Origin of the sequence: Vogesella sp. EB, from assembly GCF_001037925.1 — a bacterium.
Taxonomy (GTDB): Bacteria; Pseudomonadota; Gammaproteobacteria; order Burkholderiales; family Chromobacteriaceae; genus Vogesella; species Vogesella indigofera.
In genome coordinates this window covers 1-15,263 of record NZ_LFDT01000031.1, presented here as the reverse complement: position 1 = coordinate 15,263, position 15,263 = coordinate 1, and the positions used below count along the sequence as shown (strand labels likewise).

Genomic DNA, 15,263 nt, shown 5'->3' with positions numbered 1-15,263 from the left:
AGGCGGCATGCTACGGCCTTGCGGGCTTAGCCGCGCATGCGGCGCAGCACCTCGTCCTTGCCGATCAGCGCCAGCACCGCATCCACCGATGGTGTCTGCGCGGTGCCGCATACCAGTACGCGCAGCGGCATGCCCAGCTGCCCCATCTTGATGCCTTCGTCGGCGCAGAACGGCTTGAACAGCTCGTGGATGCTCTCGGCGGTCCAGCTGTCCAGTGCGGCCAGGCGCTCGGCAAAGCGCAGCATGCGCGCGTGGCTGTCGGCGGACAGGTGTTTTTCCACGTCGGCGGCGGCCGGCTCGCGCTTGGCGTAGAAGTAGTCCACTTCCACGGCCAGCGCGTTGAGGTCCTGCACCCGTTCCTTCACCAGCGCGATCACGTCAGCCAGGGCCGGGCCGCTGGTGGTGTCAACGTTGGCCGCAGCCAGGCGACCGGCGATCAGCTCGGCCAGGCGCGCGTTGTCGGCGGCCTTGATGTACTGCGCGTTCAGCCACAGGAATTTCTCGTGGTTGAAACGGCTCGGCGAACCGCTGACCGCTTCCAGCGTGAACCACTCCACGAACTGCATCATGTCGAACAGCTCGTCGTCGCCGTGGCCCCAGCCCAGGCGCGCCAGGTAGTTCAGCAGCGCTTCCGGCAGGATGCCCTTGTCGGCGTAATCGACCACGCTCACCGCGTCGCGGCGCTTGGACATCTTCTGGCCGTCCTCGTTGAGGATCATCGGCAGGTGGCCGTATACCGGCAGCGGCGCGTTCAGCGCCTTCAGGATGTTGATCTGGCGCGGGGTGTTGTTGACGTGGTCGTCGCCGCGGATGACGTGGGTGATGTTCATGTCCCAGTCGTCGACCACCACGCAGAAGTTGTAGGTCGGGCTGCCGTCCGGGCGGGCGATGATCAGGTCGTCCAGCTCGGTGTTGGCGAACTCGATACGGCCCTTGACCGCGTCATCCCACGCCACCACGCCGTCCAGCGGGTTCTTGAAGCGGATCACCGGCTGCACGCCGGCCGGTGGCGGCGGCAGGGTCTTGCCGGCTTCCGGGCGCCAGCGGCGGTCGTAGCGCGGCTTCTCGCCGTTGGCTTCCTGCTGCGCGCGCAGCGCTTCCAGCTCTTCCTTGCTGCAGTAGCACGGGTAGGCGTGGCCGGCGGCGAGCAGTTGCTGGATCACTTCCTTGTAACGGTCAAAGCGCTGCGTCTGGTAGAACGGGCCTTCGTCGTAGTCGAGGCCGACCCAGTGCATGCCGTCGAGGATGGCCTTGACCGATTCCGGCGTCGAGCGCTCCAGGTCGGTGTCTTCGATGCGCAGCACGAAGGTGCCGCCGTTTTTGCGGGCAAACGCCCAGGAGAACAGCGCGGTGCGGACACCGCCGATGTGCAGGAAGCCGGTCGGGCTGGGGGCAAAGCGAGTGCGGATCATGTCGGATGGCCAGCGAAAACGAGAAAGGGCGTATTGTACGCTGCCGGCAAAATGGCGGGCAAACCATCGCCACCGCCGATGCCGTTTTTGCGGTGTGGTGCCTGATCCGGCGCCGTGGCGGCAGGCTGCGGCCAACGTTGGCCGCCAATGCAAAAATCCCGTTACCGAAGTAACGGGCTTTTCATGTTCTGGCGTCCCCACGGGGAATCGAACCCCGGCCGCCGCCGTGAAAGGGCAGTGTTCTAACCGCTAAACTATAGGGACTGAAGTGGTGGAGATAAGCGGGATCGAACCGCTGACCTCTTGCATGCCATGCAAGCGCTCTCCCAGCTGAGCTATACCCCCACTGGCTTCGTGTCACAGTGCTGCATCACGAATTGGCGTGCACTTTAACGTCTGGTTTTGAGCAAGTCAAGCCTGTTTTTAAAAAAATATGCGCTTTTGGCATGTTTGAAATGGCAGCTTATTGATTTTAATGCTGTTATTGCTTTTTGCATTGCGGCGCGCCGATTGGTAATGACCGCGCCATCGGGCTTTGCGCGCGGTTGCCGGCGGCGAAAGCGTGCAAAAGGTGGCCGATCGTTAAATTGTGGCCGCTTTGCCGCCGGCGCCGATGTTTCGCTGCCATCCTGCCAGCGGCGCGCTTGCTGCTGGCACGGTTGCTCTGCTTGCTGCTTATCTCGCGGTGCGCCTTGCGCGATGATCCTGTCGCGTGCTGGCAGTGCTGGCTACATCTTGGTTCATTCTCCGTTTTCATTCCCATGTTGCGCTGTTTGTGCTGCCGCTGGTGCGGCTTTTTGCCGTGCCGGCGGCCAACGCTAGCGCGGTGCTTTGGCGCCGCATTGGCGGGTCTTTTTCGCCCGGTTTTCAGCGCAACCAGCCGTTCGAACGGGATAAAGATGAGTGGAATGACCCGTTGCAAAATTTCCAAAGATATTGCCGGTAAAGCTGTCATTTATCTGATTGATGAAATGATGTTTGTCTAATTAAAACAAAGACATATATCTTGCGTGCTATTTTTTGAATCGGCCGAAAAACGGGACGGTAACTCCTCAGCAACTATGTATAGTAGCGACGTCATCCGATAGGTTCGGACGTGGAATCACGGTGTTGGCCTTGTGGCCAGACTATGTGAACTGACTTGACTGTTTGTATCTGACATCCTTCGGCTATTAATTTTAAAAGTAGCTGTTGCAAGTAAAACAACAAGTGTCAGCAAGACGAATGGCCGGCGCCAGCGCCTGCCGACGGGATGCCAAAAAGGGGGCGCGTCCTGTTGTGCGGGTGGCTGGTGCCATCGAGACAGCACGCCGGACCTATCGGCGGATACGAAGCAAGGCTTGGTTGTGGCGTGTTGCCTGCGGCCGGGAGCGGACACGATATGGTGTCGCTTCCGGCTGCTGCCGCCACACAGGAAAAGGGTATTGCCGGATCGGGCAGGGCGCTGAGCGCCGCCGGCCGGCAGCCCGGGTTACACGAAAGGAAATTATGTCTATTGCAGCAGCGCCAGTTTGGCCGCGCCTGATGGCCCGCACCGGCACCATGTTGTCACTTGTCTTGACCCTGTTTGCCGCCCCCGGCATGGCCCAGAGCAGCAAGACCCTGCCGCAGAACCAGGGCACCGCGACGGCAGCGGCTGCAGTGGAGCGCGAGGGTGAGCTGGAAGTGATCCACGTTCACTACTTCGACAAGACCACCGGCAACCGCTACTACCTGAAGACGGAAGAAGGCCGTGTCGAGCTGAAGTTCAAGGGCAAGGGCCCGCGCCAGCCTAGCGGCACCAAGGTACGGGTGAAGGGTTCGCTCAGCAACAATGTGCTGGCGCTGGACAGCACCGGCAGCACCAGCTACCAGGTGCTGGCACTGGCCGCACCGAATACCTTTGGCGAACAGAAAACGGCGGTGCTGCTGGTCAACTTCCAGGACAACCAGACGCAGCCGTATACCGTGAGCCAGGCCAACACCACCGTGTTTGGCAGCAGCAGCGATTTCATCAAGGAAAACTCGTCGCAGCAGACCTGGCTGAACGGCAATGTCTTCGGCTGGCTGACGCTGCCGATCAACCAGACCTGCAGCCCGGACAACGTGGCCGCCTACGCCAACCAGGCCGCCAAGACCGCCGGCATCGACCTGACGCAGTATCCGCGCCGTATCTACGTGATGCCGAAAAACACTGCCTGCACCTGGTCCGGCATGGGCACCGTCGGTGGCTCGCCGTCGTCGTCGTGGCTGAACGGCGCGCTGTATCGCGGGGTGGTGACGCACGAGATGGGGCACAACTTCGGCCTGTGGCACTCGCACTCGCTGGATTGCGGCGCGACCACGCTGGGCAGCAGCTGCAGCCGCAGCGAGTACGGCGATGCCTTCGACACCATGGGCAATGGCGGCGTGCACTACAACGCGTTCCAGAAAGAGCGCCTGGGTTGGCTGAATTACAACCTGTCGCCCGCCATCGCCACCGTGGAAAGTGGTAGCACCACCGTTACGCTGACGCCGTACGCGGCCGCCGGTAATGGCATCAAGGCCGTGAAGGTGCTGAAGGGCGTGGATGCCACGACCGGGCAGAAGAGCTGGTACTACGTCGAATTCCGCCAGCCGCTGGGCTTCGACAGCGACATCTCTCGTTTCCCGCAGGCGGTCAATGGCGTGCTGGTGCGCACCGGTACCGACAACAGCGGAGACACCAGCGACCTGCTGGACCTGACGCCGAACAGCTCGGCCACCGATGACATCAGCGATTCGCCGCTGGCGGTGGGCAAGACCTTTACCGATAGCGGTAGCGGGGTGAGCATTTCGCTGCTGTCGCTGAGCAGCAGCGGTGCCACGGTGAGCGTGGCGACCGGCGGGCAAACCCCGGTGCAGCCGGTGTGTACCCGTGGCAACCCGAGTGTGGCATTGACGCCGGGGCAAAGCCCGTCGCTGGCTGCCGGCTCGGCGGCAAGCTTCAGCCTGAGCGTGACCAATACCGATTCCAGCGCCTGCAGCAGCGCGCAGTTCAGCCTGGCGGCTACGGTGCCGGCCGGCTGGAGCAGCAGCCTGCCGCTGTCGACGCTGACCCTGGCGCCGGGCGCCAGCACCAGCACCACGCTGAGCGTGACGTCGGCAACGACCGCAGCGGCCGGTTCCTACGGCTTGAGCGTCGTTGCGGCCAACGTTGGCAGCACGAGCTACCGTGCCACGGCCAGCGCCACGTATGTGGTGGCCAGCAGCTCGACCAGCACCAGCAACAAGCCGCCGGTGGCGGTCAATGACAGCGGCGCGACCAGGATCGGCACCGCCGTCAGGATGGTGGTGCTGGGCAATGACTACGATCCGGAAGGCAAGCCGCTGCAGGTGAAGACCGTGGGCGTGCCGGCGCGTGGCAAGGCGGTGCTCAATAGCGACGGCAGCATCACCTATACCCCGAACGGCAAGTTCAAGGGCAGCGACAGCTTCAGCTACAGCATCAGCGACGGCGCTGCCAGCGCCAGCGCGGTGGTGTCGGTACAGGTTGCCAGATAAGGCGGCACCGTCTCATCGCCAACAAAAAGCCCGGCTTGCGCCGGGCTTTTTTTGATACGCCAGTCTGGTTTACAGGCAGGCGCTTGGCAGGTTGTTGTTGTAGTTGTCCAGTCGAGTCGCCAGGCTACGGGCCAGGCTGGCGTCAGTGGCGCTGACCTTGCCGGTGTAGCCGTAACCAGTGAACTGGTACTTGGTCAGCAGCGCATTGGCTGCCACGATGGCATCGCTGACTTTGGCGCAGGTTGTTGCCCCTGCTGCGTAGTTCAGTTCAGCCGCTACCAGTTGCGCCGCCATGTTGAACAGCGGGTCGCTGGCTTTCTTGGTACCGCTAAAGGTGGACTTATTGAGCAAGCTGACTGCCTTGCTGCAATCCGGTGCCACGTCAGGGTTGGCCACATCACCATGCAGGTAGAAGCTGTTTACCTGGATACCGGTAGGCTCAGCCAGGGCCATGGTTTGGTCGAGAACAGGCGCTTGCTTGCCGCCACTTTGTTTGCAGGAAGCCCAGTTTTTCCAGTAGCCGATGGTGTGGGCTTGGCCTCCCGGCGGTGGTACGTTGTCGATGGTGAAGCTTACAGACTGACCGGCAGCGGCGCTAAAGCCGACGCAAGTAGTGCTGTTGTCACCGCCATTGGGTGGCGAGAAGGCGCCGGGCATGGAGGACAGAGAAGTTGTCCAGCCAGCCAGGATACCCTGTTCGCACAGCTGGTAGTCGCCAGGAACCACCTTGTCAAAGGTAATGGTGCCACCGTTGCCGGCATTGGCCTGCAGGGTTTGCAGGATGGTGCCGTCAGCTGCGGCCGATGCGCCGGTACGCAGACTGAAGGTGAACACTTCACTACCAGTGATGGGTGCGCCGTTGAAGGTCTTGATTACCTGCACTTCGGCCCGCTTGGTGTTCTTGAACAGGCAGGAGAACACTTTGCCGGCATCGGCTGGGTAATTGACGGTAAAGGAGCAGGTTGTGGCAGCAGGGTCACTGTTGACACTGTTCAAGTCCCAGCCACTCTTCAGCGTTTCGGTCACGGTGTAGACACCTTCGGAAAGCGAGAACGGCTGGCCGCCTGCTTCGAACGCTACTGCACCACCACCGGCATCAGCCTCGGCGAGGACGCCCGTCCCGGCACCAGGGCCAGTCAGGGTAAAGCTCCACTTGAAGTCGGCATCACCGGATTGCAGCACCGGATCAGTGACTTTCTGCACTTCTGCGGTGGCCGGACCAAATGCCCGCTTGTTGGCGAACACGGCAGTGCCCAGGCAGATCGGTGTGCTGTCGGTGACAGTCAGGTCGACACTGCGCGAGTTGCTGGTCGCATCGGCAAGCACGCCGATCGCTTCAACGTTGGCCGCATTGACGAACACGGTTTCCTCAACCACTTGATAGGTATCCGGTACCAGTCCGGTCAGGGAGACCGATTTGGTGGCACCACTATCGCCGTAGTTGAAGGTCAGCTCTTTGCTGTCCTGGTAGGTTGCATCACCCAGACGGGTAATGGTGAAGCGGATCACGTATTTCTCACCCGCTGCCAGGAACGACATCGATTCCGCGTCGATGCTCTTGTCGATCTTCAGCTCTGCAGCCGAACTCGACACGATGGCCACATTGACTGGGCCGGAGACCTGCGGGCTGCCATCTTTCGGTGTCAGTGTCGCAGTGTCAGTCAGGGTGCCAGATGTGATTTTCTGGCCATTCAGGTGAATGGTCTTCAGGAACACAACCGAACCGCTGCTGCTTTGTTCGCCGGATGTCCAGTTAACCGGACCGACAGTTTTGGTACCCAGTACATAAGCCGGATTGAAGCTGCCGGCGACGCTGCCGCCCAGGCTATCGACCGAGAACTGCAGGAAATTGCCAGTGATCGACTCGGTGTCGGTGATGACCGCGGTGGCGTTGGTAGTGGTGCCGGTGCTAATGGCGGCACTGGCGGTGGCGGTGGTGTTACCCGGTACCGCTATACCGGTGGCCTTGTCGATGTAGGTCGCGGTGGCCACGTCGTTGAAGGCGCCTTCGCTACCATCTGCCGCATCCAGAATCTGCGTATTGGTCAGCACTTTGACTTCGGTCTTGGCGGCAACATCCACATCGCCCGAGTTGGCATCACTGCCGACCTGGGTGGTCTGGGTCAGTCCCTTGTAGATCTTGTCGGTGACGTTGACAGTGATGGTGCGCGATGCCGGGTTCTTGGCGTAGACGTTGGTGGTGACGGTGACCTTGCCGTTGATGGCAGCCGAACGGGTCCACTCGATGGTGATTTCCACCGGCAACTGGTCATCGAAGTCCCTGGCGCAGACGTTACCGAACGAGACGCTGGTCGGGTTGGCCTGCTTGGTGATGTTCCAGGTGTAGTCGGTGTCCTGGGTGGCGGTCATGTCCTTGCGCAGTTCCTGCGGCAGGATTTCTTTCACCGGGATGGATACGTCACGGGCGCCGATGCCGGCGGTGCCGAAGGTTTCGTTGGTCAGGTTGGCGTGCAGCGACGATCCCGGGTACAGGTGCGAACCCAGTGCCAGCCGCGCGTAGTAGTCAAACACGCAGGTGCTGTTCTTGTTCTGGTTGATGGTGACCAGCCGGTAGATCGACTTGTCGGTACCGCCGATGCCGGGTTCGAGTGTCCCTTGGGCGCTGACGCTCTGGATCGAGCAGGTGCCACTGGAGAGACCGACATTCTTGGTCAGCGTCGACAGCACGTCGTAGCCGGGTTTGCCGGCATCCTCGTTATCGACCACCACCGCGATGGTGTATTGCTGGCTTGCCGGCGCAGAGTTGCCGGCATTGACGGTCAGCCGGTAGGGCACCAGGTCCAGCTCGTTCCAGCCCTTGCCGAGGTTACCGGTAGTGTAGGCCGCATCGGGACAGATGAACTGGCCATTGATATTGGGCAGGGTGATGTCGCCATTGTTGCGGCAGCCTTCCAGCGTGTTTTGTATACTGTCGGGCGCCACGGCGGCGGCCGGATTGGCGGTCAGCAGCAGGAACAGCGTGCTGAACAGCAGGGCGAAAAACCTGAATAGGGGTTGTTTGAGACCCGCCGTGCGACTGATGGCGGATATGTGTATTCCGGAAGCTTTGTGCAGCTTCCCGAGGCCGTTGGGACTCATGTTACACCTCCTTTGAAGCTATCAAAGGCGGTTCCTTGCCTAGGAATCGCGCGAGATCCCCTCCTGCGTACATTAGAAAAAAATACCGCCAGTACTGTTCTGCCGCTTTTGTTCGATACCAGAGGCTGCAGCTTGCCAGCCAAATTACGACCCTCTCCGGCAGTGTCTGCCGCGAGTGGCCGGTGCGATTACAGAACACGCTAACCGAGGTTTGCCTCCTTCCTTTTTTTGGCGGATTGGTACGCTGTATCGTAGGTCATTGTGACAATAGATTCAACGGAATATTTAAAATATGGCGGCAGCAAAATGGCAAGGATTTCCTGCCGCCATCAGCATTTTTGGGGCTTGATCAGTACTCGGGAGCGGCTTGGGGCCGCTGTTGATTGCGTGCATAGTTGCCCAGCACGCGCGGTACATACTGCATGGTCTCCTGATAAGGCGGCACGCGGTTGCCATAACGTGCCACCGCCTGTTCGCCGGCGTTGTAGGCGGCCAGCACCAGCCTGAGGTCGTTGTCGAAGCGGCCCATCAGCTCGCGCAGGTACTGCGCGCCGGCGCGGACGTTCTGCTGCGGGTCGTACAGGTTGGTCACGCCGTAACGTCCGGCGGTGGCCGGCATCAACTGCATCAAGCCAATCGCGCCCTTGGGCGACACCGCGCGCCAGTTGTAACCGGATTCGGTGGCGATGACCGCGTGCAGCAGGGCGGCGTCCAGGTTCAGCTTCTGCGCGGTGCTGTCGATCAGCTGGCTCCAGCGTGCGCGCTGGCTGGCGCGATACTGCGCGCCCGCCGCACGCTTGCCGGTCGTGACTTCAGCGCTGTCGCGCGGCGTGCTCAGTGCCAGCCGGTAACGCTTGTCCTGCGGCACGTTGCTGAAGTGCGTGGTGCCGTCGGCATCGGTAAAGGCATAGATGTTGGCGCCGGCGACGGGTGCCAAAAGCAGCAGCAAGACGGCCAGCAGTGCCGGCCTTTGCCGGCAGCGAACCGGCCCGGCCCGGGGCAAGCAAGCAAGGGTTGCCATGATGGTTTCCTCTGGTGGGTGGGGGGTCAGAAACTTCCGCTACGGAAGCGATAGCCCTTGTAGTTCAAGATCACGCCATCTGCCTGGATGCTTTCCAGTGTCATGCCGGCCACGACGTCGTCACCGGCGCGTCGTACCCGGTCGTTGATGATCACCAGTCGTTCCGAATCTTCGGCGGAGGAGGAAAAGCCGGAGATCACGACACTGTCACCAATCTCTTTTTGCAGGGCCTCTGGCAGCTCGCGCAGGTTGAACACGCGGTTGTCGATGCGGCTGATGGTGGCGTCGGCCGCTGGCGACGGAGCCGCTGTTGTTTGCGCGGCCGGCTTGCTTGCCGCCGCGACACGGTTTTCCTTGCGACTGGGCGGCGTGGCGGCCGGCGCTGGCAGCGCCGGCGTCAGCTCGGCATCACTTTGCCTGGTCAGCGGCAGACTGTCCGCCGGCGGCAGGTAAGCCACCGTCGCTTCGGCTGGCAGCGGGGTATTGCGGTTGAGGGCAACGCTGCTGTTGTCCGCCGCCTGCGGCGGGGCCGGCCGGATCGTCGCCAGCGCCTGCCAGCCGAACAGCATGCCGGCCACGGCGATGCCGCTGCCCAGTAGCAGGATCAGCAGCAGGTAGCGCCAGCGCGGTTTGCCCGGCGTCGGCTGGATGCTCTGCGCGGCGTGGATGGAGTGCACGGTCGGCGTGCTGTGGCGTTGTCGTTCCTGATCGGCCTTGAGCAAGGCGTCGAGTATGTAGGACATGATCACTCCCTCCGGATGGTGACGGGCGCGGTGGCGCTCAGGTGTGGCGAGTCAGGATTACCGGCCTGAGCCAGCCGTATCAGGGTCAGCGGCCCGGCGATGCCGTCGCCGGGCAGATCGTGCTGCAGCTGGAATTGGCGTACCCGCGCGGCCAGCCCGGCATCGTAGCTTGCGGCCAACGTTGCGCCGCCGGCCGCCGGTAGCTGGCCGAGCTGTTGCCGCAACCAGGCGACCGCCAGGCTGCGGCTGCCCGGCGCCAGCGGCTGCTGATAATGCGGCGGCGGCATCCACAGCACGGTGTAGCGTCCGTTCCATGCCTGTGCCAGCGCCGCCAGCGTCAGCAGGTGCGGTTGTTGGCCGATGACCACCCGCGCCTGTTCGCCTTGCAGCGCCAGCAAGGTCAGGTGCTGCAGCTGGCCATCGGGCTGGCGCAGTTGCAATACCGCCGGCAGATTGAGGCGGCGCAGGCTGTCCAGGTCGCCACTGCCGCTCAGACAGCGGGCGCCGAACAGTTCGGCTTGCTGGCAGGCACCGGCTTCATCGCTGACCGGTGCCGGAATCCGCCATTGCCCCAGCAGCGTGCGGTACGCCAATGTCTGCGCGATCTCGGCGGCCGGCAGCGGCACCGGCAGACGCGCCAGTGCGGCGGCGGAGCGGGGCATGGCGGTTGCGGCGGGCTGTGCCGGCGCAGGGATACGGGTTGCCGTGTTGCGGGCAGCGGTGGCTGCGGCTGGCGGGGGCTGGTCGGCCGGTTGTGCGCCATAGAACAGCACGGTGGCGACCGCGACGGTGCTGAGCAGGGCACCGCTGGCGAGGGCCAGCTTGTGCCACGGGCGGATCGGGCTGCTGTTGAACACTTCCCGCGCCGCCTGCCGCACCGTGGCACGGTCGACGCGGGGTTTGCCCTGCGCGTAGCTGCCGAGCAGGGCGCGGTCGCACAGCACGTTCAGCTTGCGCGGCACGCCGCCGGTACAGGTAAACAGCTGCCGCATCACCGCCGGGGGGAACAGGTCGAGATAGCTGCCGGCCACGCTCAGCCGGTGCTGGATATAGGGGGCGATCTCGTCGCGTTGCAAGGGGCCGAGGTGGTAACGGGCGACGATGCGCTGCGACAGTTGCCGCAATTCCGGCCGTGCCAGCTTGTCGCGCAGTTCCGGCTGCCCCAAGAGGATGATGTGCAGCAGCTTGCACTCGTGCGTTTCCAGATTGGTCAGCAGCCGCACCTGCTCCAGCACCTCGTCGCTCAGGTTCTGCGCTTCGTCGATGATCAGCAGCGTGGTGCGGCCCTGCGCGTGGGCGGCCAGCAGATGCTTGTTGATGAGGTCGATGCAGGCCTTGTTGCCGTGCTCGTCGGGCAGCGCGATCTGCAGCTCTTCGCAGAGGGTGGCCAGCAGCTCCGGCACCGTGAGTTTGGGATTGATAACGAAGGCGACATCGCAGTGCGCGGGCAGTTGTTCCAGAAAGCAGCGGCACAGCGTGGTTTTGCCGGCGCCTACCTCGCCGGTCAGCAGCACGAATCCGCCTTCGCCCCTGATGCTGTACATCAGGTGGGCTAGCGCTTCGCGGTGCTGCTGACTCATGAACAGATAGCGCGGATCGGGCGCGATCGAGAACGGCGAGTCGGCAAGGCCATAGTGACTGGTGTACATGGCGCGACCTGTTGTGATGTGCTATCCGATATCAGTACGGTTGAAAAAAAGTATAGTTTGCCACCCGGTATTTGCCGCGAATTGCCGGTCGCCGCCGGCCATTTCTTAAAGTACACCACCGCTGGCGCCGTGTTTCCGGTTACAGCTGCCGGCGCTGCTTTTTCCCCCTGCCTTGCGCCATGCGGATTGGGCCCCGCGCGCATCTGGCCTGCCGCTATCGGCACCCCATCCGTTATCGCTAGCGAAAGCCATATGCGTTGTCTTTGCATTGCATCTAGCACTGAAGAATGGATGGCGAAAGCCGGCGTGGCCCTCTATAAATGTATTTATCTAAATTCTGTTGTAAGCATGATTGACAACTGGGTCAAGTAGCTTACTGCGTGGCAGGCCGCCGTCAGGGCTGGGCTGGCCGGCGGATCGAGGCGTGAAATCTATGTATAGCCTTTCTCGGAAGCGATTCGGCAACGCGGGGTTCACCTTGCTGGAATTGCTGGTGGTGCTGGTGATCATCGGCCTGCTGGCCGGCTATGTGGCGCCACGCTATTTCGCGCAGGTCGGCAAGGCGGAGGTGAAGACGGCGCAGGCACAGGTGGACGCGCTGGAAAAGTCGCTCGACCAGTACCGGCTGGATACCGGCCGCTATCCGACCACCGAACAAGGGTTGGCCGCACTGTACACGCGCCCGACTGACGAGCCGAAGTGGCAGGGGCCGTACCTGAAAAAGGCGCCGCCGCCGGACCCTTGGGGACGGCCCTACCAGTATCGCCAGCCGGGAGAGCGCGGCGAATATGACTTGTACAGCTACGGCAAGGACGGTCAGTCCGGTGGCTCGGGCGAGGATGCCGATATCGGCAGCTAGGTCAGGAACATCATGTATTTCGAGATCAAGGCCATCAACCATGATGGCGAGGTAGCGGTACTGGTGCTGGAAGCCCTCAGCGATGGCGAAGCCGTCAGCCAGGCGCAGGACCAGGGCTATGCCGTGCTGGCGGTCAGGCAGCGCAGCTTCTCGTGGACATGGTCGCGTTCCGGCTTCCAGCTGGCGCTGTTTACCCAGGAGTTGCTCGCGCTGCTGGAGGCCGGGCTTGCGCTGGTGGAGGCCATCGAGGCGCTGAACGAAAAAGAATCGCGCCCGGAATCGCGCCGCATCCTGAGCCAGATCATCCAGCGCCTGCACGAGGGCCTGTCGCTGTCGGTGGCGCTGCAGCAGTTTCCGGAGACCTTTCCTTCGCTGTATGTCGCTACCGTGCGCGCCAGCGAGAAAACCGGCGACCTGCAGAATGCGCTCGGCCGTTACCTCGCCTACCAGACCCAGGTCGATGCGGTGCGCAAGAAAGTGATCAGCGCCTCCATCTATCCGGCGCTGCTGATCCTGGCCGGCGGCGCGGTGCTGCTGTTCCTGATCGGCTACGTGGTGCCGCGCTTCGCCCAGGTTTACGAAACGATGGGCAGCGACCTGCCGCTGTTCTCGCGGCTGCTGCTGGCCTGGGGCAATTTGTTCCAGGCCTATGCCGTGTTCCTGCTGCCGGCGCTGTTGCTGCTGCTGCTCGCGGGCGGCTACCTGCTGACCCGCCCCGAGGTCATCCGCCGGCTGGGCGAGTTGCTGTGGAAGATCCCGTCGCTGGGCGAGCGCATGCGGCTGTACCAGCTGGCGCGGCTGTACCGCATGCTGGGCATGCTGCTGGTCGGCGGCACGCCGGTGGTGCCGGCGCTGGCGATGGTGTCCGGCGTGTTGCAGGCCTCGCTGCGGCTGCGGCTGCAGCAGGCGGCGCGCGACATCAGCGACGGCAAGCCGATTTCCGGTGCGCTGCACAGCCACGGACTGACCACGCCGGTGGCGCTGCGCATGCTGCGCGTCGGTGAACGCAGCGGGCAGATGGGCAGCATGATGGGCCGCATCGCCGGCTTTTACGAGGAAGAAATGGCACTGGCGGTGGAGCGCTTCATGCGCATGTTCGAGCCGGTGCTGATGGTGTTCATCGGGCTGGTCATCGGCATCGTGGTGGTGCTGATGTACCTCCCCATCTTCGAGCTGGCCGGGAGCATCCAATGAGCCGCGATCTTTCCATCCCCGAGCCGGTGGCGTTCAGCGCCAGCCAAGTGCAGCAGGCGCGCGACGACGCGCAGCGCTACCAGCGGCCGCTGCTGGCGGTGCTGGAAGAGGGCAGCGGCCTGGCGCCGGATGCCTTCGTGCGCCACCTCGCCGCCACCGCGCACTACCCGGCACTGGCGATGGCTGACATCGAGCAGCTGCAACCGGCCTTCGACGTGATCGCCTACCCCGACGCGGTGCGCCAGGAGTGCATGGCCTGCCGCAGCGCCGACGGCGAGCTGCGCATCCTGTTCAGCAACCCGTTCGATGCGGCGCTGCAGGAGTGGGTGCATTGCGCGGTGCAGCCGGCCGCCAGCTGGTATCTGGTGCACCGCGGCGACCTGGCCGCCTTCCTCACTCGCTACGAGGAATCCTGGCGCGCCATCGACGTGCTGCTGGGCTCTGCGGCCAACCATGTCGAAACCACGCAGACGCTGGAGGACATTTCTTACAAGTCGATCAGCGAGGACACCAGCCAGGTGGTGAAGCTGGTGCACTCGGTGATTTACGACGCGCTGAAGATGGGCGCCAGCGACATCCACCTGGAGTCGGGCGGCAACGGGCTGGTGATGAAGTACCGCATCGACGGTGTGCTGCTGACCGTGGGCAGCCTCAACGGCGCCGATCTGGCCGAGCAGATGGTATCGCGGGTGAAGGTGATGTCGGAGCTGGACATCGCCGAGCGGCGCATCCCGCAGGACGGGCGCTTCAAGATCGCGATGCAGGGACGCGAGGTCGATTTCCGCGTCTCCATCATGCCCAACATCCTCGGTGAGGACGCGGTGCTGCGCATCCTCGACCGGCGCACGCTGACCGACAGCCAGCAGGAGCTGCGCCTGGACAGCCTCGGCTTCGATAGCCAGCTGATCGGCGAGATCCGCCGCTACATCAGCGAGCCGTACGGCATGGTGCTGGTCACCGGCCCGACCGGTAGCGGCAAGACCACCACCCTGTACGCGGCGGTGACCGAGATCAACTCCGGCAGCGACAAGATCATCACCATCGAGGACCCGGTCGAGTACCAGCTGCCGGGGGTGCTGCAGATCCAGGTCAACGAGAAGAAGGGGCTGACCTTCGTGCGCGGCCTGCGCTCCATCCTGCGCCACGACCCGGACAAGATCCTGGTCGGCGAGATCCGCGATACCGAGACGGCGCAGATCGCGGTGCAGGCGGCGCTGACCGGCCACCTGGTGTTTACCACCGTGCACGCCAACAACGTGTTCGATGTCATCGGCCGCTTCATCCACATGGATATCGAGCCGTACAGCTTTGTCTCGGCGCTGAACTGCATCTTCGCGCAGCGCCTGGTGCGGCTGAACTGCCCGTTCTGCTCGCAGCCGGAGCAGCCGACGGTGGCGCAACTGCTGGCCGCCGGCCTGCCGGCCGAACTGGCCACGCACGACGGCTTTCGCAGCGGGCGCGGCTGCGGCCACTGCCGCGGCACCGGCTACAAGGGGCGCAAGGCGATCGGTGAAATGCTGCGCCTGACCGACGAGATCCGCGAGCTGATTGTGGCGCGCGAACCGATCCGCCACATCAAGGAAGCCGCGCGCCGTAACGGCACCCGTTTTCTGCGCGAGGCCGCGGTCGACATGGTCAAGCGCGGTGAAACCACACTACAGGAAATCAATCGTGTCACTTTCGTTGCATGAGCGTATCGGTTTGTCGCTGGCGCCGGAACGCGCGGTCTGGCTGCGGCTGTCGCGCGGCCTGCGGCCTCGGCTGGTCGAGCGCGCGGTGGCCGCC

Annotated in this window: 10 protein-coding genes and 2 tRNA genes; 4 read left to right on the top strand and 8 right to left on the bottom strand. The window is 63.3% G+C overall.

Going from position 1 to position 15,263, the window contains the following annotated elements:
* Window positions 1-26: 26 nt before the first annotated feature.
* The 4 genes from gltX to ACG97_RS17710 form a co-directional block, all read right to left on the bottom strand.
* Window positions 27-1,412, bottom strand: a complete 1,386-nt coding sequence (gene gltX / locus ACG97_RS14365) for a glutamate--tRNA ligase (protein WP_047968058.1) — start codon at window positions 1,410-1,412, stop codon at window positions 27-29.
* Window positions 1,413-1,601: 189 nt separating this feature from the next.
* A tRNA-Glu gene (locus ACG97_RS14360) sits at window positions 1,602-1,676 on the bottom strand.
* Between the two features lie 5 nt (window positions 1,677-1,681).
* Window positions 1,682-1,757: transfer RNA gene (locus tag ACG97_RS14355), tRNA-Ala, on the bottom strand.
* Between the two features lie 136 nt (window positions 1,758-1,893).
* A complete protein-coding gene (locus ACG97_RS17710; RefSeq protein WP_156168054.1) occupies window positions 1,894-2,343 on the bottom strand; it encodes a hypothetical protein in 450 nt (149 codons plus the stop codon).
* A 611-nt stretch (window positions 2,344-2,954) separates the two neighbouring features.
* Between ACG97_RS17710 and ACG97_RS14350 the strand changes: the two genes are divergently transcribed.
* A complete protein-coding gene (locus tag ACG97_RS14350; RefSeq protein WP_238377351.1) occupies window positions 2,955-4,913 on the top strand; it encodes an Ig-like domain-containing protein in 1,959 nt (652 codons plus the stop codon).
* Window positions 4,914-4,982: 69 nt separating this feature from the next.
* On the opposite strand, the gene ACG97_RS14345 is transcribed toward ACG97_RS14350, so the two are convergent.
* The 4 genes from ACG97_RS14345 to ACG97_RS14330 all read right to left on the bottom strand — a co-directional run bounded on the left by ACG97_RS14345 (window position 4,983) and on the right by ACG97_RS14330 (window position 11,425).
* Window positions 4,983-8,012: a hypothetical protein gene (locus ACG97_RS14345; RefSeq protein WP_047968056.1), complete on the bottom strand. Its 3,030-nt coding sequence runs from the start codon at window positions 8,010-8,012 to the stop codon at window positions 4,983-4,985.
* 349 nt (window positions 8,013-8,361) lie between these two features.
* The gene (locus tag ACG97_RS14340; protein ID WP_238377350.1) at window positions 8,362-8,961 is read right to left on the bottom strand and encodes a lytic transglycosylase domain-containing protein; all 600 of its coding nucleotides are present in this window, start codon (window positions 8,959-8,961) and stop codon (window positions 8,362-8,364) included.
* Between the two features lie 98 nt (window positions 8,962-9,059).
* A complete protein-coding gene (locus ACG97_RS14335) occupies window positions 9,060-9,776 on the bottom strand; it encodes a general secretion pathway protein GspB (protein WP_047968072.1) in 717 nt (238 codons plus the stop codon).
* A 2-nt stretch (window positions 9,777-9,778) separates the two neighbouring features.
* Entirely contained in the window at window positions 9,779-11,425 is a 1,647-nt protein-coding gene (locus tag ACG97_RS14330) for an AAA family ATPase (protein WP_047968054.1), read from the bottom strand.
* 433 nt (window positions 11,426-11,858) lie between these two features.
* Here ACG97_RS14330 and gspG point away from each other — a divergent pair, with 433 nt between their 5' ends.
* From gspG to ACG97_RS14315, 3 genes are read left to right on the top strand one after another with little or no spacing between them, the layout of a single operon-like run.
* Window positions 11,859-12,284, top strand: a complete 426-nt coding sequence (gene gspG, locus ACG97_RS14325) for a type II secretion system major pseudopilin GspG (protein WP_047968053.1) — start codon at window positions 11,859-11,861, stop codon at window positions 12,282-12,284.
* Window positions 12,285-12,296: 12 nt separating this feature from the next.
* Window positions 12,297-13,478, top strand: coding sequence for a type II secretion system F family protein (locus ACG97_RS14320; RefSeq protein WP_047968052.1), 1,182 nt, complete (start codon window positions 12,297-12,299; stop codon window positions 13,476-13,478).
* Window positions 13,475-15,169, top strand: coding sequence for a GspE/PulE family protein (locus ACG97_RS14315; RefSeq protein WP_047968051.1), 1,695 nt, complete (start codon window positions 13,475-13,477; stop codon window positions 15,167-15,169). Before ACG97_RS14320 ends, ACG97_RS14315 begins: the two co-directional genes overlap by 4 nt.
* Window positions 15,170-15,263: the final 94 nt, after the last annotated feature.

Coding starts and splice junctions, on each gene's coding strand:
- ACG97_RS14315 (WP_047968051.1), top strand. CDS start 13,475: ATGAGCCGCGATCTTTCCATCCCCGAGCCGGTGGCGTTCAGCGCCAGC.
- gltX (WP_047968058.1), bottom strand. CDS start 1,412: ATGATCCGCACTCGCTTTGCCCCCAGCCCGACCGGCTTCCTGCACATC.
- ACG97_RS14345 (WP_047968056.1), bottom strand. CDS start 8,012: ATGAGTCCCAACGGCCTCGGGAAGCTGCACAAAGCTTCCGGAATACAC.
- ACG97_RS14335 (WP_047968072.1), bottom strand. CDS start 9,776: ATGTCCTACATACTCGACGCCTTGCTCAAGGCCGATCAGGAACGACAA.
- ACG97_RS14350 (WP_238377351.1), top strand. CDS start 2,955: ATGTTGTCACTTGTCTTGACCCTGTTTGCCGCCCCCGGCATGGCCCAG.
- gspG (WP_047968053.1), top strand. CDS start 11,859: ATGTATAGCCTTTCTCGGAAGCGATTCGGCAACGCGGGGTTCACCTTG.
- ACG97_RS14330 (WP_047968054.1), bottom strand. CDS start 11,425: ATGTACACCAGTCACTATGGCCTTGCCGACTCGCCGTTCTCGATCGCG.
- ACG97_RS14320 (WP_047968052.1), top strand. CDS start 12,297: ATGTATTTCGAGATCAAGGCCATCAACCATGATGGCGAGGTAGCGGTA.